Here is a 19,415-nt window from a genome sequence, read left to right as displayed (position 1 = left end):
ATCACGGGCAATAAAAAGCCCCGCACTGGTGGCGGGGCTCTTGGGGCAGTCCCTCAGGACCTGGTGGCGAGGGGCGCCTTACTGCGCGGCAATGCTGTAGCCGTCGAACGCAGTCTGCTGCTGCAGGGCGGTGATGATGTTCTTGCGGTTGACCGCTTGCTCGGCGCCGCTGTTGTCCAGGAACGTCTCGCTTTCCAGTTCCGCCTCTTCGCCTTCGCCAACGAAGGTGAAACCGAGGAACTCCAGGGCTTCACGGTCGACGTTCAGGCGCGAGCGCGGGGTGCGCAGCGGCAAGGTGACGCTCATGCCGTCCTTGCTGATGGTGAACACTTCGACTTCTTTCTTGGCCTTGGCAGCCTTGCTCTTGCCGCCGCTCGGGTTGCTGACGGCTTGGTGCGTCTGGTTCAGCACCTTCAGGGCCAGGCCGTAGACGATTTCCTGGAACGCCGGATCGTCCTTGAAGCTGGACAGGATGCGGCTGATCGAGAACTTGCTGCTCAAGTCTTCCAGGGCGGCGATATCCGCCGCTTCAGCGTCCTTGAGCTGCTTGAGCTGGCCCATCAGTTCGTAGGCCTTGTCATCATCGAAGCTGTCGTGGGCCTGGCGGATCGCAGCGCGCAGTTCGCGAATCTGGTCGCTTTCGCGGGTGGACTGGAAGGCGTCCAGCACCATCTCGCTGATGGTTTTCGCCTGGGGTACGTGTTGTGAAAGATTGATGGAGTTTTCGTATTCCGCTTTGGACGACAAGGTGACTACGGATTCAGCGGTATTGGAATCGGACATTGAAATTTCACTACTTCTTTGAACTTGAATAGGGGCGAAAAAGCCCGGGGGCTTTTTCAGGCCGACTAATCTATTGGACCGGGACGGTGTTGTCACGGTCCGGCTGGCCGCCGGTCATGTTTTCGTCTTCCTGTAGGAGCGAGCTCGCTCGCGATGGACGTTAACGATAACGCGTTCATTCCGGATGTACGCGGTGCCTTTGAGACCATCGCGAGCAGGCTCGCTCCTACAGGGTTAGTGGGTGTACGCAAAATCTGCGAACAACAAAAAACACTGTGGGAGCGGGCTTGCTCGCGAAAGCGGTGTGTCAGGCACCACAACTTTTCAGGCCTGCCGCGGGGTATTCAGGTTCATCGACCGCTCCGCCAACCCCGAAGCGGTCTCTTCATCGATCGGCAACGAAAAACGAAACGTCGCCCCCCGTCCCGGCACGTCGATCAACTGAATTTCGCGCCCGTGCAATTGCAGGATGCGATGCACGATCCGCAGCCCCAACCCGCCATCGCGCCGTGCGCCGCCGATGTTGAACGGGCGCAGGAACAAACCTTCGCGCAGTTCCGGGGCAATGCCGGGGCCTGTATCGCTGACCGTGACTTCGATGAATGACCCTTGCGGGCGCAGGCCCAGTTCGACTTCGCCACCGGACGGGGTATGGCGCAGGGCATTGTCGAACAGGTTGGTCAGCACCCGCTCGATCAACCCGAGGTCCGCGCAGGCCGCCGAGGCATTTGGCGCGAACGTGGCCTTGAGTTCGACTTTGCGCGCTTCGGCGGTGAGTTCGAATTTCTGGAAGATGTCCTGGGCCAGGTCGGTCAGGGAAAAGCGTTCCAGCACCGGCTGCACGAAGCCGTGTTCCAGCCGCACCAGTTCCAGCAGCGACTGCGCCAGGCCGCCGACCTTGCGGCTCTGGTCCAGCGCGATGCCGAGATAGCGACGGCGGTCGGCAGGGGACAGCGTGGCGTCCTTGAGCGACAGGGTTTCCAGATAACCGTGCAGCGAGGCCAGCGGCGTGCGCAGGTCGTGGGAGATGTTCGCCACCAGTTCGCGGCGTTCCTGATCCTGGCGGGTCAAGGAGCGCCATTGTTCGCCCAGGCGGGCCTGCATCTGCCGGAACGCGGCATCGAGCACGGCGATTTCATCGTGGCTCGCGGCTTTTTCCACCGCAACGGGCAGGGCCGGTGTGACCGGAACGCCATCGATGTCGAACTGGCTGACCGTTTCGGTCAGGCGGCGCAACGGCCGGGTGATCAGGGCAAACGCCGTGAGACCGGCAATCAGGCACAGCAGCGCTACCAGTCCGATGGACCACAGCGCTGTGTTGAGCGCCGCGCTGGTCGCGCCGCGTTCGGCCAGGCGGTCGTGATCCTCACCGAGCAGCACCACATAGAGATAACCCGCCGGCTTGCCATCAACCTTCAGCGGTGCAGCGCTGAACACCTTGCGTGCATCTACGCTGCGCGGGTCGTCGCCGAGAATCGGCAGGGCTTCGCCCCGCAACAGGCGCTGGATCGGTACCAGGTCGACCCGCTCGCGACGGATCCGGCCCTCGGGCGCGGCGCTGCCGACAATCTTGCCTTCGGTATCGAGCAGGTACACCTCGACGCTGGGGTTGACCTGCATCAGTTTGCTGAACAGATCGCGCACGGCATTGGGCATCAGGCCCTGGGTGTCCATCAGCACCGTGTCACGGGCGATGTGCTGCGCCAGGTCCCGGGACAACCCTTGCACCACTTCCTGCTCATGCATCTGGTTGGAGCGCACCTGCATCCACGCCGACGTGCCGCAGCACACCAGCAGCAGCACGGCGAACACCAGGGACAGGCGTTGCGTCAGGGTCAGCCTCATGGCTGCGACTCCTCACCGGTGGCGAATTTGTAGCCACGGCCCCAGACCGTGAGGATGCGCACCGGTTGCGCCGGGTCGGCCTCGATCTTGGCGCGCAGGCGGTTGATGTGGGTGTTGACCGTGTGCTCGTAGCCTTCGTGGCTGTAGCCCCACACGGCGTTGAGCAGGTCCATGCGCGAGAACACCTTGCCGGGCTGGCGGGCGAAGAAGTACAGCAAGTCGAACTCCCGGGGCGTGAGGTCCAGGCGACGTCCGTCGAGGGACACTTCGCGGGTGATCGGGTCGATGGCCAGGCCGTCGGTCAGCAGGCTGCCGGCATCCATCTTCAGGTTGCGCGCCATGGCATCGACCCGGCGCAGCAGCGCCTTGACCCTGGCCACCAGTTCCAGCATGGAAAAGGGCTTGGCCAGGTAGTCGTCAGCACCCAGTTCGAGGCCGAGAATCCGGTGCACTTCGCTGGAGCGCGCACTGGTGATGATGATCGGTGTGTAGCGGGCCATGGCGCGGGCGCGGCGGCAGATTTCCAGGCCGTCGACACCGGGCAGCATCAGGTCGAGGATCAGTGCATCCCAGTTGCCTTGCTGCAGCAGGCGCATGCCTTCATCGCCATCGGCGCTGTGCACCACCTCGAACTGCTCATCACGCAGATGCAGGCAGATCAGGTCGGCGATGTGCAGGTCGTCCTCGACCACGAGGACTCGTTTGGTCTGTTCCATCCCATTCCATCCTTCGGCGCATTGTGCGTGTTGCCACTACTGTAGGAGCGAGCTCTGCTCGCGATGGAGGCCAACGATGACGCGGGACACCTGCACCCCGTGGCGCCCTCGGGTTCTTCGCGAGCAAGCTCGCTCCTACAGTTGTGGCAAAGGCATTGTGCGGGTTTTTCGGCGCCCGAGTTATCACGAATTGTTTAACTTCCCGTGAGGATTTGGCGATCTCCCAAAGCCTAGGCTGTGTTCCATGAAACACCCCTGGAATTTTGGGAGACGAGCATGTTTTCACGACGGCATTTTCTTCTGGCAAGCGGTGGGCTGGGGATGACGGCCCTGGCGATTGGCCTGTTGCCGAAGTTTTCCACAGGCACCGCACTGATCAGCGAGGCCAGCGCGGCCGAGGCGTTCGAAGTGACCCACAGCGACAGCGAATGGCACGCGATCCTGAGCGACGAGCAGTACGACATCCTTCGCGAAGAGGGCACCGAACGGGCCTACAGCAGTCCGCTGAACAACGAGCACCGCGACGGCACTTTTGCCTGCGCCGGTTGCGACCTGCCGTTGTTTTCCTCGGCGACCAAATTCGATAGCCGCACTGGCTGGCCGAGTTTCTGGGCGCCGCTGGACAAGGCCGTGGCCACCCGTCAGGACCGTGCGTTCGGCATGGTCCGCGAGGAAGTTCACTGCCGGCGCTGCGGCGGGCATCTGGGCCATGTCTTCGATGACGGCCCGAAACCCACCGGCTTGCGTTACTGCATGAACGGCCTGGCGATGAAATTCGTGCCGAAGACGGTGTGATTCCCTTCCATTCACTTTTTGCAGGTAATCGCCATGTGGCTGCTGGTCCTCGCTTATCTCGGTGGTGTGCTGACGATTGTCAGCCCGTGCATTCTGCCGGTGTTGCCGTTTGTCTTCGCCCGCACCGGACAACCCTTCGTCAAAAGCGGATTGCCGCTGCTGACAGGGATGGCACTGACCTTTGCGCTGGTCGCCACATTGGCGGCGGTGGGTGGCGGCTGGGTAGTGCAGCTCAATCAGTACGGGCGCTGGCTGGCGCTGGTGTTCGTCGCGCTGTTCGGTCTGACGCTGTTGCTGCCGCAATTGGCCGAGCGCCTGACCCGGCCGTTGGTGGCGGCGGGCAGCCGTTTGTCGGAGGCGGCGGGCGCCGATTCGCGGCCACGTCCCGGTGCTTCGTTCCTGATCGGTGTTGCGACAGGACTGTTGTGGGCGCCTTGTGCCGGGCCGATCCTGGGCTTGCTGCTGACCGGTGCGGCGCTGCAAGGGGCGAGCATCCAGACCACATTGCTGTTGCTGGCCTACGCAGCCGGGGCGGCTACCTCCCTTGCGCTGGCATTGCTTCTGGGAGGCAAGGTTTTCACGGCGATGAAGCGCTCGATCGGCGCGGGCGAATGGGTTCGTCGTGGCCTGGGCGCGGCCATGCTGGCCGGTGTGGCGGCGATTGCCCTGGGGCTGGACACGGGAGTCCTGGCGCGATTTTCCACGGCATCGACCGGCGGTATCGAGCAGGCGTTGGTGGAGAGACTGTCCGGCAAATCGCCGCGTAATAGCGGGGCGATGATGGCGCAGAGCACGGCCGCCGAAGGCGCGGTGCAAGTGGCTGACAAAACCCCTGGCACCTTGCCGGTCGAAGGCAACCTGCCACCGCTGGAGGGCGCCGTGCAATGGCTCAACTCGCCACCCCTCGATGCCCAGGCGCTGAAGGGCAAGGTCGTGCTGGTGGATTTCTGGACCTACTCCTGCATCAACTGCCTGCGTTCGCTGCCCTATGTCAAAGCCTGGGCCGAGAAGTATCGCGATCAGGGGCTGGTGGTGATCGGCGTGCACGCGCCCGAGTTTGCCTTCGAGCGTGACGTCAACAACGTCACCAAGGCAATGAAAGACCTGGGCATCAACTACCCGGTGGCCATCGACAACGAATTCAAGATCTGGCGCGCGTTCAACAACGAATACTGGCCGGCGCATTACTTTGCCGACGCTCAGGGCCGAATTCGGTATCACCATTTTGGCGAAGGCGCGTACGACGAATCGGAGCGGGTCATCCAGCAACTGCTGCGTGAAGCCGGCGCCGCCAAGGTCTCGGACGGCCTGATCAATGCCAAGGCTGACGGTGTGCAAATGGCGCCGGACAGCAACGACGTGCAGTCGCCGGAAACCTACGTCGGTTATCAGCGTGCGGAACATTTCGTACCGGAAACCGCGCTGGTACCGGACAAGGTGGCGGCCTACAACCCACCGACGCAACTGGCACTCAACGACTGGAGCCTGGGTGGCCAGTGGCATGTCGGCTCGGAGCGCGCCACGGCCAGCGCACCGGCCAGTCGCATCGTCTATCGCTTCCACGCCCGTGACTTGCATTTGGTGCTCGGCCCTGGCGCCGATGGCAAGCCGGTGCGGTTCAAGGTGCTGATCGACGGCAAGGCCCCCGGTGATGCCCACGGCATGGACGTGGCCCCCGACGGCAGCGGCACCGTGACGGACCAGCGCTTGTATCAACTGGTGCGCCAGAGCGGCGGCGTGACCGACCGGACGTTCAGCATCGAGTTTCTTGATCCGGGCGCGTCGGCTTACGCCTTCACCTTCGGTTGATATCCCTTCAACGCTTCAGGAGTTCGCCCCATGAAAACCCTTTTTACCTGGCGCCGTACCCTACTGGGGTTGGCGGCTGCCGGCATCATCAGCCAATGCTCGGCCTTCTCCTTCGGCGGTGCCGAAGAGGCGGTGATCATTCCACCGCCGGCACTCGATGAAACCACCCAGGCCCGCAGCGAAACCGCGGTGTTCGCCGGCGGCTGCTTCTGGGGCGTCCAGGGTGTATTCCAGCATGTCAAAGGGGTGAAGAATGCCGTTTCCGGCTACGCGGGCGGTGCGGCCAATACCGCGCAATACGAGCGCGTCAGCGACGGCAATACCGGCCATGCGGAATCGGTGGAAGTGACCTTCGATCCGAGTCAGGTCAGTTACGGCACCTTGCTACAGATTTACTTTTCAGTGGCGCACAACCCGACCGAACTCAATCGTCAGGGACCGGACAGTGGCACCCAGTATCGCTCGGCGATTTTCACCAAAAGCCCCGAGCAGCAGCGGGTCGCACAGGCCTACATCGCCCAGCTCGACACCGCCCATGCTTTCGACAAGCCGATCGTGACCAAACTCGAAACCTTCAACGGTTTCTACCCGGCGGAGGAGGAGCATCAGGACTTCCTGACCGAGCATCCGACCTATCCGTACATCGTGATCAATGACTTGCCGAAAGTGGCGCAATTGAAGCAGCTGTACCCGGATCGTTATCAGGAACAGCCGGTGCTGGTGAAGGCGGGGATGTAAAGGGCGATCAGAGACGCCATGGCCTATTCGGCCGACGGGTGCTTGCCCCACCGCTGTACGGCGAATTCGACGAAACGGCGCATTTTCGGCAAACGGTGGCGATCCTGGGCGTAGACTAGGTGCATCGGCCGACTGGGTGGGCAGTAATCAGGCATCAAGGCCAGCAGCTTGCCGTCCTTGAGGTCCTGCTCGACCAGGGCGTCGGGCATCATCACGATGCCCATGCCGGTTCGCGCCGCTTGATGCAGTCCGGCCGAACTGTTGATCAGCATCGGCCCGCTGACCCCTACGCTGACTTCGCCGTCGGGCCCGGACAGGCGCCACTCCTTTTGCACCGATTGCCAGTCATCCCCGGCCGGATAGGCAAAGGACAGGCAGTCGTGCTGACGCAGGTCCTCAGGTGTCCGGGGCGTGCCCCGGCGGGCCAGATACTCTGGTGAGGCGCACATGGTCAGGGTGTAGTCGATCAGCGGACGGGCGATCAGGTTGGAGGGCTCCAGCGCGCCGAGGCGAAACGCTACATCCAGGCCGTTTTCCAGCAGATCCGGGCGGCGGTTGGTCAGCACCACGTCGAGTTTCACCCGCGGGTTTTGCAGGCTGAACTCACTCAGTGCCGGTGCCAGGCGCTCGGTGCCGAAGGTCAAGGGCGCGGTGATGCGCAAAATGCCGCTCGGTTCGTCGACAGCTTGTTCGGCCAGCCGCTCGGAATCGGCCACCAACCCCAAGACTTCCAGGCACCGCTGGTAATACGCGGCACCGAACTCGGTCAGTCGCTGGCGCCGCGTCGTGCGGTTGAGCAGGCGCACACCCAGCCGCTGCTCCAGGGCCTTGAGGTGGTTGCCGACCATGGTCGTGGACATTTCGCACTGCAAAGCGGCGGCGGTCATGCTGCCGGTCTCTACCACTTTGACGTAGACGGTCATTGCCTGGAACAGATCCATTATCAAGCTCTGCTTTTAAATGATTGAAGTTTTACGGTGTTTATCCAGCTCTGGTGGCTAACCATACTGCAAAAACACCGACCCTTGCTGGAGCTTGATGTCATGACCGCCGCCTGCCTGATGAACACTTACCAACCCTTGGCCTTGAGTTTCAACAAGGGCCTGGGCACTCGCCTGTGGGATCAGGTCGGGCGCGAATATCTGGATGCGGTCGCCGGCGTGGCGGTGACCAACGTCGGCCACTCCCACCCGAAAATCGTTGCCGCGATTACTGAGCAGGCCGGGTTGTTGCTGCATACGTCGAACCTCTACAGCATCGACTGGCAACAACGGCTGGCGCAGAAACTGACGCGGCTGGCGGGCATGGACCGGGTGTTTTTCAACAACTCCGGGGCCGAAGCCAACGAAACCGCACTGAAAATCGCCCGGCTGCATGGCTGGAAAAAAGGTATCGAGCAACCGCTGGTGGTGGTCATGGAGAACGCGTTCCATGGCCGCACCCTCGGCACGTTGTCTGCCAGCGATGGCCCGGCGGTGCGCCTGGGGTTCAACAAGCTGCCGGGGGATTTCGTCAAAGTGCCGTTCGGCGATCTCGACGCGCTGGACAAGGTGCAACAGGCCTATGGTGCGCGGATCGTGGCGATCCTGATGGAGCCGATCCAGGGCGAAAGCGGCGTGCAACTGGCGCCACCGGGCTATCTCAAGGCCGTGCGCGAACTGTGCAACCGGCGCTCGTGGCTATTGATGCTCGATGAAATCCAGACCGGCATCGGCCGTACCGGCCAGTGGTTCGCGTTCCAGCACGAAGGCATCGTCCCGGACGTCATGACCCTGGCCAAAGGCCTGGGCAACGGCGTGCCCATCGGCGCTTGCCTGGCCCGCGGCAAGGCGGCCGAACTGTTTACGCCAGGCAGCCACGGCAGCACCTTCGGTGGCAATCCGCTGGCTTGCCGGGTCGGCTGCACCGTGCTGGAGATCGTTGAAGAGCAAGGGCTGCTGGAAAACGCCCGGCGTCAGGGCGAGCGCCTGCTCGATAGATTGCGCACAGAGTTGGCGGGCAACCCGAACGTCTTGGCGATCCGTGGCCAGGGGCTAATGATCGGCATCGAGCTAAAACAACCGATCCGCGACCTGAGCCTGATCGCCGCTCGGGATCATGGCTTGCTGATCAACGTCACTCGGGGGAAAACCATTCGCCTGCTGCCGCCGCTGACCCTTGATGAGCGGGAGGTGGAGATGATTGTCAGGGGGGTGGGTCGGGTAGTGACAGCGGGCTTAGGTCCTGCTCAGTAATGGTATCTGCACATCACGACGCATATTTCTCCGTCTTCAATGGCGTAGACCAGACGATGCTCAGCCGTAATCCGGCGTGACCAGAACCCGCTCAAGTTATGCTTGAGCGGTTCGGGTTTACCAAGACCGTCGAAAGGCTCGCGTTGGATAGCTTTGATCAACAGGTTGATACGTTTGAGCCCTGCCTTATCGTTTTGCTGGAACCAGAGATAATCGTCCCAGGCTTCAGGAGTGAACTCGATATTCATTCTTCAATCAGTTGCCTGGCTTTGGTTTTGCCGGCTCGCAGGTTGCCGATTGATTTGATCAAGCGCTCAGCGTTGGCTGGGGAACGGAGCAGATAGGCGGTTTCTTCGAGAGCGTTGTATTCGGCCAATGACATCATCACTACCGGTTCGCCTTTCTGACGAGTTACCAGTAGCGGGGCGCGATCTTCATTCACCCGGTCCATGGTTTGCGCCAGATGTGCCCGAGCGTTGGTGTAGTTGATGGTTTCCATGTGTTTGTCCTCGCTTGATGCAGAGAACGTACAGAAATGAGTACATGTTAGCAAGGCGATACCTACGAGTGGCTGTTACGTAGAAAGTGCATCCACATTTGTATCAAGTATCACCGAATGTTCTTCAGGACGTTTCCGAGACAGGTGTAATCCCATTCTGAGCTACATGCCATCCAACAGGCTTGTGTCCGACCACAGCTCCGAATGCTTACGAGTGACGAACCAGTGCCGTGATTTCCTCCCGACCTTCCAACCGGATTTTCGCACTGCAAAACCCCTCGAACAGTTGCTGATGCGCCGCAAACCCACTGGACTCCTGCCGTTGGCGATAACTGCCCGCCCACTCCAGCAAGGCGATCAGCAACAGGTCCTGTTCATCGCGTCCGGTCTCGCGTTGTCGAATGTTGGCCACGCATTCTTCGTCCCCGATACTCAGCCAGATCAGTGCCGTGGCCCGGTGGATTATTTCGCTGAGGATCCAGCCGTAAACTCCTTCGATCACCCAGCGTTCTTCACTTGCTGCCCTGCGCGCCATTCCCAGTGCTTCATTTCGGGGGCGGGCGATGCAGTGTTCGTCGGACAACCAGTGAATCTGGTCGAGGTCGGTCCAGGGGGTGTGTAGTTGCTCGGCCAGCCGCTGTGCCAGCCAGCTCTTGCCGGAGCCGGAGTTGCCGATGATCAGGGTTCGGGTGAGGTCCATGGGCGACACCGTTCAAATGTGGGGGCGACTTTCTGCAAGCTGACTTGATATTACCGCGGCACCTGATCCAATTGTGGGAGCGGGCTTGCTCGCGAAGGCGGCCTGACAGTCAGCCTGTCTTTTGTTGACGGTGTACATATCCGTTTTTTGGGTAGTGGCGACTTTTGGTTTCGCCCTTACGGCGACTCACTTTTTTTGACAAGCGCCTCAAAAAAAGTAAGCAAAAAAAACGCTCGCCCCGAACGTCCGGCCCCTCGCCTGGGCTCGGGGTTCCTTCGCTCCGGCATTCATCCGGGGGCATTGCCCTCCGGTCGGCTGCGCGCGACCTGCATGCAATGGGTTCGACTGCGTCGAACGGCGCTGCGCGCCATTCCCCCGGATGAACACCTCCGCTCAGCCGACCGAGGGGGCGGGTGGATCAAGATCAAGAGCGGCAGGCGAGCTAACGCTCGGCCTGTTGAGTGGTGAGAAGCAGTGGGCGTATGCAGGCCCATTGTAGGAGCGAGCTCGCTCGCGATGGACGTCAACGATAACGCGTGCTGCCTGAATTCCCGCGGTGTCCTGGCGTTTTTCGCGAGCAAGCTCGCTCCTACAGTTTTTCGTGGCGTCTTCTCTGCCTCAGTCGTCGACTTGCGGCGCAAGCATCCGGGTCTTCGGTGAGCCGTTCGAGTTGTGTTGGTAGATCGTCTGCGGCTGCCCCAGGTCGTTGAAAAACACCTGGCCGATTCCCGCCGAGTTCCATAGCCGCTCGCCGGCTTCGGCGTGTTCCGGGACGTGCGGGACGATGCGCATGCGTCGACGTTTGGTCAGCCAGTTCAGCGGTGAGCGTGGTGAGTACAGCCAGCGGTTGAGGCGGTCGAACCACTCGAGCAGGGTGGCGGGGAATTCATTCTTGATGCCGCTGCTGGTGATCTGCCAGATGCGCGGCCCGGCTTTGCGGTGGCGGATCAGCACTTCGTAGACGAAGGAGTAGTGCACGTCGCCCGACAGCACTACGTAGTTACCCGGCGTGCGCGAGTGGCGGAAAATGTTCAGGATCACCTGTGCCGCGCCGCGATGGGCCATCCAGTTTTCCGCGTCCACCAGCAGTGGATAACCGCACCAGCTGAATACCCGCTGTACGGTTTCGATCAGTTTGACGCCGAAGATCGGTGCCGGCGAAACGATGATGGCGCTCGGGTGGTCCAGCAGTTCCTGTTGCAGTTCGCTGAGGGCTTCCCAGTCGAGCAAACCGGAAGGCTGCTTGAGGTTCATCTCGCTGCGCCAGCGCCGGGTGCGGGTGTCGATCACCACGATGGCCGGTGTGGTCGGCAGCAGGTAATGCCAGTGCTGAAACTTCAGCAGATCATCGATCAGATCATCCTGGACCGTGCTGTCGAGGTGACGCTCGTGTGCGCCGGTGCTCAAGGCCCCGGCCTTTTCCAGTACGGCACCGAACGCATCCGGATTGTTGCCCCAGCCCTGGCACAACATGTATGCCAGCAGTGCATTGCCGATGATGCGTCGGGAGAACGGGTGGCCGTAGGCCGTTTCCTCCCATTGCGCGGAAAGGTTCCAGTCGTCGGTGATGTCGTGGTCGTCGAAAATCATCAGCGTCGGCAGATGCGCCAGTGCCCGCGCGACGTTGCCCAGGCCTGCCTTGAAGGCATCGATGCGCGTCTGTTCAAGGGCGTAGCGCTTGAGTCGTTCCGGCGTCAGCGTCGGTGCCTGTGGCGTGATCAGGGTCCAGGGCGTGGGCGACCAGACCAGCAAATACATGGCCATGACTTCGGCGAAGGTCACCAAGTGATTGTCGGCGCTGCTGCTGGTGAAAATCGGCTTGCGCACCCCGCCGAAGAAGCGATCGCGCAGGGTTTCGTTGCTTTTCAGCGCAGGAAGCAAATCGGCGCGGTGGTAGTAACTGGCAGCGTGGCCATACAACTCGGCGCTGTCGCTGACCACGGCACCTTCCAGATGTTCGCCGAACAACCCCAACCGCTCGATCAAGGCGTGAATCGCCCGCAACATCGGCCCCGCGACATCGTCGGCGTAGACCTGATCGCCGCTCATCATTAGCAACGCCGGGCGATCCGTGGCTTGGTGTTCCTGCGCGAGCAGGGCGTCGACGCACAGCAAACCGTCGGTCGCCGGGTGATGAGGCTTGCGGCAGGAACCGTGCAGCAGTTGATCAACCCGTGAACGCAGGACGAAGTTGGGGCAACCGGCCTCACCGTACAACAGGTATGGCGCCCAGTCGGCGATGCCTTTTTCCGTGCCGTCGATCAGCAGGTCATAGTCGATCGACTCATCGCAGGGCAGGGCGCAATCGAGGTGCACATCGATCAAATGCACATAGGCATGAGCCCCCACTGCAATCACCGTGCATTGCGTGGCATCGAGACGGATATCGCCCACACCCTGCAAGCGCAAGGTCAGCGCCAGCGCCCGGGAACCCACCAGCCACAGCACCAGCCGCGTGGGCTCAAGACGCCGCAGCAGCGGGCCGGCCAGGACCGGCGGCAGGGCTTGGTGATCATCGGGCAGTGGCAGTGTTTCGGACATCCGGGGTCAAGGCTCTTGGGGCATCGAGGCGGGCGATGATAGCGCAGGTGACGACCGGACAACCCTCCAGCACCGGCCGCCACCGGAAACAAAAAATGACAAGACCCCGGATAGCAAGGAGGGAGCCGCCCCGCCTGTCATCAAATGAAAAGCCATTGTCGTCTGATGAGAAGCGTCTCAAAGGGCCTCGTCCTACAGTCCAATCAGCGCAATTCGATGCAACACGCCCATATTGCAGATTGGAGAATAAGAAAAATGGCCAAAGCCGTACGCTTTTACGAAACCGGTGGTCCCGAAGTTCTACGTTATGAGGACGTCGAAGTCGGCGAGCCCGGTCCCGGCCAGGTTCGGCTTCGTCATGTGGCCGTCGGCCTGAACTATGCCGACACCTATTTCCGTAACGGTACCTATCCGATTCCTATGCCAAACGGCATGGGCGTCGAGGCCTCTGGCGTAGTCCAGGCCGTTGGTGAAGGGGTCACCAACGTCGAGGTCGGTGATCGCGTCACCTACACCGGTTTTCTCAACACCCTCGGCGCCTACAGCACCGAGCGCCTGATCCCGGCCGCGCCGCTGATCAAGCTGCCGGAAACCATCAGCTTCGAGACGGCTGCCGCGATGACCATGCGCGGTTTGACCTCCTCGTACCTGATGCGCCGCATCTACGACTTCAAGGCTGGCGACAGCATCCTGTTGCATGCCGCCGCTGGCGGTGTCGGCCTGATCGTTTCGCAGTGGGCCAAGTTGCTGGGCTTGAACGTGATCGGCACGGTGTCGACCGAGCAAAAGGCCGAAATCGCCCGGGCTCACGGTTGCGACCATACGATCAATTACAGTCATGAAGACGTCGCCGCCCGTGTTCGCGAATTGACCGACGGTGTGGGCGTCAACGTGGTGTTCGACAGCGTTGGCAAGAACACCTTCATGGGTTCGCTGGATTCGTTGAAACCCCGTGGCCTGATGGTCTGCGTGGGTACCGCATCCGGGCCGATCCCGGCGTTCGACCCGGTGATGCTGGCGATGAAAGGTTCGCTGTACCTGACCCGTCCGGCCCTGGCCAACTACATCAGCGACCCGGCCGAAAAAGCCGCGCTGGCTGGCGAGCTGTTCGACCACGTCGGCAGCGGCCGGATCAAGATCGAGATCAACCAGCACTACGCGTTGCAGGACGCCGTGCAGGCCCATCGCGACCTTGAATCACGCAAGACCACTGGCTCGTCGATTTTCGTCATTTAAGGAGCGGCCAGCCATGAAAGTCGAACAATTGACCTGCAGCATTGGCGCCGAACTGATCGGCGTCAATCTGGCCGACGCCGTCCATGACGACGGTCTGTTTGCCGAGATTCGTGCCCAGTTGCTCAAGCACCGCGTGGTGTTCCTGCGTGATCAGGACATCACCCGTGCCGAACACGTGGCCTTCGCCCGTCGCTTTGGCGAGCTGGAGGATCATCCGGTGGCCGGTAGCGATCCGGATCATCCGGGGCTGGTGCGGATCTACAAGAATCCGGACCAGCCGATGGACCGCTATGAAAACGCCTGGCACACCGACGCCACCTGGCGCGAGGCGCCGCCAATGGGTTGCGTGTTGCGCTGCGTGGAATGCCCGCCGGTCGGCGGCGACACCATGTGGGCCAACATGGTCCAGGCCTATGCAAACTTGCCGGAAGACGTAAAGGTCAAGATCGCCGACCTGCGCGCCCGCCACAGTATCGAAGCGAGTTTCGGTGCGGCGATGCCGATCGAAAAGCGCCTGGCGCTCAAGGCGATGTACCCGGACGCCGAACACCCGGTGGTGCGCACCCATCCGGAAACCGGCGAGAAGGTGCTGTTCGTCAACGCCTTCACCACCCATTTCAGTAACTACCACACCCCCGAGCGGGTGCGCTTCGGCCAGGACGCCAACCCCGGCGCCAGCGAATTGTTGCGCTACCTGATCAGCCAGGCGTACATCCCCGAGTATCAGGTGCGCTGGCGCTGGAAGCCCAACAGCATCGCCATCTGGGACAACCGCAGTACCCAGCACTACGCCGTCATGGACTACCCGCCGTGCCATCGCAAGATGGAGCGTGCCGGGATCATCGGCGACAAGACGTTCTGATCGAACGCCACCTGCATTAGCACTCGTTAACACGTCTGCCCGGCACGATCCCGGGTGGACGGGACAATCATAAGAACTGGAGTAGACCATGCAATTCTTCGACGATTCCCTGCACCCGGAAAACATGGAAAAGGTAGTCATCACCGTGGCCCCGTACGGCCCGGAATGGATGCCTGAAGATTTCCCGGAAGACATCCCGCTGACCATGGACGAGCAAGTCCAGAAAGCGGTCGATTGCTATGAAGCCGGCGCCACCGTACTGCACCTGCATGTACGTGAACTGGATGGCAAGGGTTCCAAGCGTCTGTCGAAGTTCAACGAGCTGATCGCCGGTGTGCGTGAAGCGGTGCCGGACATGATCATCCAGGTCGGCGGTTCGATCTCCTTCGCCCCGGAAAGCGATGGTGAAGCCGCCAAGTGGCTGTCCGACGATACCCGCCACATGCTGGCCGAGCTGACGCCAAAACCGGATCAGGTCACCGTGGCGATCAACACCACCCAGATGAACATCATGGAGCTGCTGTATCCGGAGTACCTGAAAGGCACTTCCCTGGACAACCCGTTGATCCATGCCGCCTACAGCGAAATGACCGTGCCAGCCGGCCCGGCCTGGGTCGCCGAGCACCTCAAGCGCCTGATGGACAACGGCATCCAGCCGCACTTCCAGTTAACCGGCATGCATGCCATGGAAACCCTCGAGCGCCTGGTGCGCAGGGGCATCTACAAGGGTCCGCTGAACCTGACCTGGATCGGCATCGGTGGCGGTTTCGACGGCCCGAACCCGTTCAACTTCTTCAACTTCATCCACCGTGCGCCGGACGGTTGCACCCTGACCTCCGAATCGCTGCTCAAGAACGTGATGCCGTTCAACACCATGTCGATGGCCATGGGCATGCACCCGCGTGTGGGCAACGAAGACACTATCATTGATCACAAGGGCGATCGCTTCGGCTCGGTTGCGCAGATCCAGCAAACCGTGCGCATTGCCCACGAACTGGGGCGTGAAATCGCTACCGGCAAGGAAGCTCGCGAGATCTACCGCATTGGCGTGCAGTACGAAACCATCGAGGAAACGCTGCTGGCCAACGGCATGGCCCCCAACCGCAAGGCCGGGCAGAAAGGCGTGCCGCAACGCGGCTGACCGATCAGGTGCGCGAGAGGCCGTGACCTCCCGCGCACCGAACTGCAACACGCTTGATAAAAAAAATAAAACGAAGCTTTGAGGAGGCTGCATGGCCTTTCACCCAATCGCCGCCGGCGATGACGACACAGATAGTGTCGGCGTTGCGCGCCAATATGCCTGGATCGTCTTTGCACTGACGTTCGGCCTGTTGATTTCCGATTACATGTCGCGTCAGGTACTGAACGCGGTATTCCCGTTGCTCAAGGGCGAGTGGGCACTGAGCGACGGTCAGCTCGGACTGCTCAGCGGCATCGTTGCGCTGATGGTGGGCCTGCTGACATTCCCCCTGTCGTTGATGGCTGACCGCTTCGGCCGGGTCAAGAGCCTGGCGTTGATGGCAATGCTCTGGAGTCTGGCGACTCTGGGCTGCGCGCTGGCCCAGGACTACCAGCAGATGTTCATCGCGCGATTCATGGTCGGCGTCGGTGAAGCGGCCTACGGCAGCGTGGGCATCGCCGTGGTGATTTCGGTGTTCCCCAAACACATGCGCGCCACCCTGGCCAGTGCCTTCATGGCCGGCGGGATGTTCGGCTCGGTATTGGGCATGGCCCTGGGCGGTGCCATCGCGGCCAAGCTGGGCTGGCGCTGGTCGTTCGCCGGCATGTCGCTGTTTGGCCTGGTACTGGCGCTGCTCTATCCGCTGATCGTCAAGGAAGCACGCATCGCTCCGCAGCGTGCCGCTCAAGTGGCGAACAAGGCAGCGGTTGTGGTCAAGCGGCCGTTGCGCACGCTGTGGTCAAGCCGTTCGGTAGTGGCGACCTATGTCGCCAGCGGTTTGCAGTTGTTCGTTGGCGGTACGGTGATGGTGTGGATTCCCAGCTACCTCAACCGCTACTACGACATGCCCACCGACAAGGCCGGCGGCATGGCGGCGATCATCGTGCTGTGCAGCGGTACGGGGATGATTCTGTGCGGCATGCTCAGCGATCGCCTGTGTCGCCACTCGCCGGAGCGCAAGGTCAGCCTGGCCATCGGATTTTGCCTGGGCAGTTGCCTGCTGTTGTCGGCGGCGTTCGCCTTGCAGGCCGGGCCGTTGCAACTGCTGCTGATCTGCCTGGGCATGCTGATTGCCACCGGCACCACCGGCCCGTGCGGCGCGATGGTTGCCAACCTGACCCATTACTCGGTGCACGGTACGGCGTTCGCCACGCTGACTCTGGCCAACAACATGCTGGGGCTGGCACCGGGGCCGTTCATCACCGGCCGGGTGTCGGACCTGATCGGCCTGCATGCCGCGTTCCAACTGGTACCGCTGGTCAGCCTCGCGGCGGCAGCGGTGTTCTTTTATGCCAAGTGTCATTACCACAGAGATATTGCCCGCCTTCAGGGTCAGCGCGTGCCTGACCCCGTCAGTGAAGCCGGGTTAGAGGTGAAGTTGTGAGTCGTCGTTTACGTATTGATGTGTTTTTCGATTTTATCTGCCCCTGGTGCCTGATCGGCAAACGCCAACTGGAGCATGCGCAGGTACAGTTTCGTAGTCGCCACCCGGATGTGCAGATCACCACGGTGTGGCATGGCGTGCAGTTGTTGCCTCAGTTGCCGGTTCAAGGTGAGCCCTTCGCCGATTTCTATCGCAAGCGCCTGGGCAACGCTGACGCCGTGACCATGCGCCAGGCCCAGGTACAGCAGGCTGCCGGGGCGGTCGGACTGACCATCGACCTCAGCCGCATCGAGACGATGCCCAACACCGCAGACGCTCACCGTCTGTTCGAACGAGTCAGCATGACGGGCAATGCCAGCCAGCGTGAGATGTTGCTCGAACGATTGTTCGCCGCGTATTTCCTGAGACGCGAAAACCTCGGTTGCCGTGAGACCTTGCTCGACATTGCCCGCTCCTGTGGCGTCAATGCGGACGCGGTGCTCGATTGCCTGAAGGGCGACGCCACGCCATTTGAAGGATCCCCCGATGCGACCAGTGGCGTGCCGAGCTTCCAGTTCGACCGCCGCATGACGGTGATCGGTGCCCAGCCTGCCCAGGCGCTGCTCGGGGCCATGAACGAAGCCCTCAAGGCCAGTGATCTCGAGCGGCAACCGGCATGACCCGGCGTATTCCGGTACCGGCCGGCAAACACCCGCAGGCCGGTGGCCGGGCGCTGTTCGAATTCGAAGACAAAAGCCTGGCGTTGTTCAACGTCGACGGGCAGTTGTTTGCCATCGACGACAGTTGCCCGCACCAGGGCGCCTCGCTGTGTGGCGGGCGTCTTGAGGGGCGGGTGATCCAGTGTTGTGCCCATGGCCTGCGCTTCGATTTGCACAGCGGCTACCTGCTTAATTCCAAAGCCGTAAAAGTCACGAACTACCCGGTCGAGATCATCGACGACCAGGCGTTCATCGTCATCGTTCCCGAGGAGGCCGCGCCATGAGCGCCATTGCTCTCACCCGTATCCACAGTCGCACGCGCGAACTGGCACCGGGGTTTATCGTCAGCCTGATCGTGGCCGCTGCCGCATCGTTTTTGTCCGAGCACTACGGTGCACCGGTCATGCTGTTCGCCTTGCTGCTGGGCATGGCCCTGAATTTTCTCGCCGATGACGGTCCGTGCAAGGCCGGTATCGAGTTCACTGCCCGCACGGTGCTGCGCATTGGCGTGGCGCTGCTGGGCATGCGCATCACCCTGGAGCAAATGGCGGCGCTGGGCTGGAAGCCGATAGCGCTGGTGGTGATCCTGGTGGTGGTGACCATCAGTGTCTCGGTGGTCGCGGCCAAGGCCCTTGGTTTCCAGCGCCTGTTCGGCATGCTGACCGGTGGAGCAACGGCCATCTGCGGCGCCTCGGCGGCACTGGCGCTGGCGGCGGCGCTGCCGAACCATCCGCAGAAAGAACGCGCCACATTGTTCACGGTGATTGGCGTCTCGGCGCTGTCCACGCTGGCGATGATCGTCTACCCGATGATCGCCAACTGGCTGCAGTTGTCGCCGCAGGTGGCGGGGGTGTTCCTCGGCGCCACGATCCACGACGTGGCCCAGGTGGTTGGCGCCGGCTACAGTATGTCGACCGAGACCGGCGACACGGCCACGGTGGTCAAGCTGATGCGCGTTGCCATGCTGCTGCCGGTGATCGTCACCGCGGCGATGATCACCCGCATGCAAGGCGCCGACACGACCGGCAAGCGCCCGCCGCTGTTGCCGTGGTTCGCCGTTGGTTTTCTGATCCTTGCGTGCATCAACAGCACCGGATGGGTGGCGCCTGCGGTGCAAGGATCGGTCAACGAACTGTCGCGCTGGTGCCTGGTGATTTCCATCAGCGCCCTGGGCATGAAGACCCGGCTCAAGGAACTGGCGGCGGTCGGGATCAAGCCGATCCTGCTGATGGTCGGGGAGACGGTGTTCCTGGTGGTGCTGGTGCTCTTGCTGCTGCGCTGGGGGCTCTGAGCGCGTCACCACCCATGGTTTTATGGCAGGGCCGCACGGTATTGACTCCTCATGCCGTGGGGCTCCCGACCGGTGTCACAAACACCGGTTCTTCGCGGCGACTG

The 19,415-nt window shown here is 61.9% G+C and carries 19 protein-coding genes; 11 read left to right on the top strand and 8 right to left on the bottom strand.

The window, feature by feature from the left end; translation table 11 throughout:
* Nucleotides 1–78: 78 nt before the first annotated feature.
* The 3 genes from ACCD00_RS00415 to ACCD00_RS00405 all read right to left on the bottom strand — a co-directional run bounded on the left by ACCD00_RS00415 (nt 79) and on the right by ACCD00_RS00405 (nt 3,344).
* A complete protein-coding gene (locus tag ACCD00_RS00415) occupies nt 79–783 on the bottom strand; it encodes a hypothetical protein (protein ID WP_413420951.1) in 705 nt (234 codons plus the stop codon).
* Between the two features lie 324 nt (nt 784–1,107).
* The gene (locus ACCD00_RS00410; RefSeq protein ID WP_413420949.1) at nt 1,108–2,628 is read right to left on the bottom strand and encodes an ATP-binding protein; all 1,521 of its coding nucleotides are present in this window, start codon (nt 2,626–2,628) and stop codon (nt 1,108–1,110) included.
* Nucleotides 2,625–3,344, bottom strand: a complete 720-nt coding sequence (locus ACCD00_RS00405) for a response regulator transcription factor (protein WP_413420947.1) — start codon at nt 3,342–3,344, stop codon at nt 2,625–2,627. The genes ACCD00_RS00410 and ACCD00_RS00405 overlap by 4 nt, the downstream gene beginning before the upstream one ends.
* A 276-nt stretch (nt 3,345–3,620) precedes the next feature.
* Between ACCD00_RS00405 and msrB the strand changes: the two genes are divergently transcribed.
* Genes msrB through msrA form a run of 3 tightly spaced genes read left to right on the top strand, consistent with a single transcriptional unit; the run spans nt 3,621 to nt 6,686 of the window.
* Nucleotides 3,621–4,139: a peptide-methionine (R)-S-oxide reductase MsrB gene (msrB, locus tag ACCD00_RS00400; RefSeq protein WP_413420945.1), complete on the top strand. Its 519-nt coding sequence runs from the start codon at nt 3,621–3,623 to the stop codon at nt 4,137–4,139.
* A 33-nt stretch (nt 4,140–4,172) separates the two neighbouring features.
* A complete protein-coding gene (locus tag ACCD00_RS00395; RefSeq protein ID WP_413420943.1) occupies nt 4,173–5,948 on the top strand; it encodes a cytochrome c biogenesis protein DipZ in 1,776 nt (591 codons plus the stop codon).
* Between the two features lie 30 nt (nt 5,949–5,978).
* Complete coding sequence (gene msrA / locus ACCD00_RS00390; RefSeq protein ID WP_413420941.1) at nt 5,979–6,686, top strand: peptide-methionine (S)-S-oxide reductase MsrA; 708 nt, start codon at nt 5,979–5,981, stop codon at nt 6,684–6,686.
* A gap of 23 nt (nt 6,687–6,709) precedes the next feature.
* Here the strand turns inward: msrA and ACCD00_RS00385 are convergent, their stop codons facing one another.
* Nucleotides 6,710–7,627, bottom strand: a complete 918-nt coding sequence (locus tag ACCD00_RS00385) for a LysR family transcriptional regulator (protein WP_413420939.1) — start codon at nt 7,625–7,627, stop codon at nt 6,710–6,712.
* Between the two features lie 102 nt (nt 7,628–7,729).
* Between ACCD00_RS00385 and ACCD00_RS00380 the strand changes: the two genes are divergently transcribed.
* Nucleotides 7,730–8,920: an aspartate aminotransferase family protein gene (locus tag ACCD00_RS00380; RefSeq protein WP_413420937.1), complete on the top strand. Its 1,191-nt coding sequence runs from the start codon at nt 7,730–7,732 to the stop codon at nt 8,918–8,920.
* Here the strand turns inward: ACCD00_RS00380 and ACCD00_RS00375 are convergent.
* The 4 genes from ACCD00_RS00375 to ACCD00_RS00360 form a co-directional block, all read right to left on the bottom strand.
* On the bottom strand, nt 8,914–9,168 hold the full coding sequence (locus ACCD00_RS00375) for a Txe/YoeB family addiction module toxin (protein ID WP_413420935.1): 255 nt from the start codon (nt 9,166–9,168) through the stop codon (nt 8,914–8,916). The genes ACCD00_RS00380 and ACCD00_RS00375 overlap by 7 nt on opposite strands.
* The gene (locus ACCD00_RS00370; RefSeq protein ID WP_057716335.1) at nt 9,165–9,419 is read right to left on the bottom strand and encodes a type II toxin-antitoxin system prevent-host-death family antitoxin; all 255 of its coding nucleotides are present in this window, start codon (nt 9,417–9,419) and stop codon (nt 9,165–9,167) included. The genes ACCD00_RS00375 and ACCD00_RS00370 overlap by 4 nt, the downstream gene beginning before the upstream one ends.
* A gap of 208 nt (nt 9,420–9,627) precedes the next feature.
* Nucleotides 9,628–10,119: an adenylate kinase gene (locus ACCD00_RS00365; RefSeq protein WP_413420933.1), complete on the bottom strand. Its 492-nt coding sequence runs from the start codon at nt 10,117–10,119 to the stop codon at nt 9,628–9,630.
* Nucleotides 10,120–10,737: 618 nt separating this feature from the next.
* Complete coding sequence (locus ACCD00_RS00360) at nt 10,738–12,660, bottom strand: alkaline phosphatase D family protein (RefSeq protein ID WP_413420931.1); 1,923 nt, start codon at nt 12,658–12,660, stop codon at nt 10,738–10,740.
* A 255-nt stretch (nt 12,661–12,915) separates the two neighbouring features.
* Between ACCD00_RS00360 and ACCD00_RS00355 the strand changes: the two genes are divergently transcribed.
* From ACCD00_RS00355 to ACCD00_RS00325, 7 genes are all read left to right on the top strand, one after another.
* Nucleotides 12,916–13,896, top strand: coding sequence for a quinone oxidoreductase family protein (locus tag ACCD00_RS00355; RefSeq protein ID WP_413420929.1), 981 nt, complete (start codon nt 12,916–12,918; stop codon nt 13,894–13,896).
* A gap of 13 nt (nt 13,897–13,909) precedes the next feature.
* Nucleotides 13,910–14,758, top strand: coding sequence for a TauD/TfdA dioxygenase family protein (locus ACCD00_RS00350; protein WP_008001204.1), 849 nt, complete (start codon nt 13,910–13,912; stop codon nt 14,756–14,758).
* Nucleotides 14,759–14,846: 88 nt separating this feature from the next.
* Nucleotides 14,847–15,899: a 3-keto-5-aminohexanoate cleavage protein gene (locus ACCD00_RS00345; RefSeq protein ID WP_413420927.1), complete on the top strand. Its 1,053-nt coding sequence runs from the start codon at nt 14,847–14,849 to the stop codon at nt 15,897–15,899.
* A gap of 91 nt (nt 15,900–15,990) precedes the next feature.
* Nucleotides 15,991–17,322, top strand: a complete 1,332-nt coding sequence (locus tag ACCD00_RS00340) for an MFS transporter (protein WP_413420925.1) — start codon at nt 15,991–15,993, stop codon at nt 17,320–17,322.
* Nucleotides 17,319–17,981: a DsbA family oxidoreductase gene (locus tag ACCD00_RS00335; protein ID WP_413420923.1), complete on the top strand. Its 663-nt coding sequence runs from the start codon at nt 17,319–17,321 to the stop codon at nt 17,979–17,981. The genes ACCD00_RS00340 and ACCD00_RS00335 overlap by 4 nt, the downstream gene beginning before the upstream one ends.
* On the top strand, nt 17,978–18,304 hold the full coding sequence (locus tag ACCD00_RS00330; RefSeq protein WP_413420921.1) for a Rieske (2Fe-2S) protein: 327 nt from the start codon (nt 17,978–17,980) through the stop codon (nt 18,302–18,304). Before ACCD00_RS00335 ends, ACCD00_RS00330 begins: the two co-directional genes overlap by 4 nt.
* A complete protein-coding gene (locus tag ACCD00_RS00325) occupies nt 18,301–19,311 on the top strand; it encodes a YeiH family protein (RefSeq protein WP_008020215.1) in 1,011 nt (336 codons plus the stop codon). The genes ACCD00_RS00330 and ACCD00_RS00325 overlap by 4 nt, the downstream gene beginning before the upstream one ends.
* Nucleotides 19,312–19,415 lie beyond the last annotated feature (104 nt).

The sequence above is a fragment of the Pseudomonas sp. Pseusp3 genome (assembly GCF_047304225.1).
Lineage (GTDB): Bacteria > Pseudomonadota > Gammaproteobacteria > Pseudomonadales > Pseudomonadaceae > Aquipseudomonas > Aquipseudomonas fluorescens_CD.
Note: the sequence above shows the minus strand (reverse complement) of the source record. Positions and strands in the feature narration are given on the sequence as shown.

Coding starts and splice junctions, on each gene's coding strand:
- ACCD00_RS00415 (WP_413420951.1), bottom strand. CDS start 783: ATGTCCGATTCCAATACCGCTGAATCCGTAGTCACCTTGTCGTCCAAA.
- ACCD00_RS00410 (WP_413420949.1), bottom strand. CDS start 2,628: ATGAGGCTGACCCTGACGCAACGCCTGTCCCTGGTGTTCGCCGTGCTG.
- ACCD00_RS00405 (WP_413420947.1), bottom strand. CDS start 3,344: ATGGAACAGACCAAACGAGTCCTCGTGGTCGAGGACGACCTGCACATC.
- msrB (WP_413420945.1), top strand. CDS start 3,621: ATGTTTTCACGACGGCATTTTCTTCTGGCAAGCGGTGGGCTGGGGATG.
- ACCD00_RS00395 (WP_413420943.1), top strand. CDS start 4,173: ATGTGGCTGCTGGTCCTCGCTTATCTCGGTGGTGTGCTGACGATTGTC.
- msrA (WP_413420941.1), top strand. CDS start 5,979: ATGAAAACCCTTTTTACCTGGCGCCGTACCCTACTGGGGTTGGCGGCT.
- ACCD00_RS00385 (WP_413420939.1), bottom strand. CDS start 7,627: ATGGATCTGTTCCAGGCAATGACCGTCTACGTCAAAGTGGTAGAGACC.
- ACCD00_RS00380 (WP_413420937.1), top strand. CDS start 7,730: ATGACCGCCGCCTGCCTGATGAACACTTACCAACCCTTGGCCTTGAGT.
- ACCD00_RS00375 (WP_413420935.1), bottom strand. CDS start 9,168: ATGAATATCGAGTTCACTCCTGAAGCCTGGGACGATTATCTCTGGTTC.
- ACCD00_RS00370 (WP_057716335.1), bottom strand. CDS start 9,419: ATGGAAACCATCAACTACACCAACGCTCGGGCACATCTGGCGCAAACC.
- ACCD00_RS00365 (WP_413420933.1), bottom strand. CDS start 10,119: ATGGACCTCACCCGAACCCTGATCATCGGCAACTCCGGCTCCGGCAAG.
- ACCD00_RS00360 (WP_413420931.1), bottom strand. CDS start 12,660: ATGTCCGAAACACTGCCACTGCCCGATGATCACCAAGCCCTGCCGCCG.
- ACCD00_RS00355 (WP_413420929.1), top strand. CDS start 12,916: ATGGCCAAAGCCGTACGCTTTTACGAAACCGGTGGTCCCGAAGTTCTA.
- ACCD00_RS00350 (WP_008001204.1), top strand. CDS start 13,910: ATGAAAGTCGAACAATTGACCTGCAGCATTGGCGCCGAACTGATCGGC.
- ACCD00_RS00345 (WP_413420927.1), top strand. CDS start 14,847: ATGCAATTCTTCGACGATTCCCTGCACCCGGAAAACATGGAAAAGGTA.
- ACCD00_RS00340 (WP_413420925.1), top strand. CDS start 15,991: ATGGCCTTTCACCCAATCGCCGCCGGCGATGACGACACAGATAGTGTC.
- ACCD00_RS00330 (WP_413420921.1), top strand. CDS start 17,978: ATGACCCGGCGTATTCCGGTACCGGCCGGCAAACACCCGCAGGCCGGT.
- ACCD00_RS00325 (WP_008020215.1), top strand. CDS start 18,301: ATGAGCGCCATTGCTCTCACCCGTATCCACAGTCGCACGCGCGAACTG.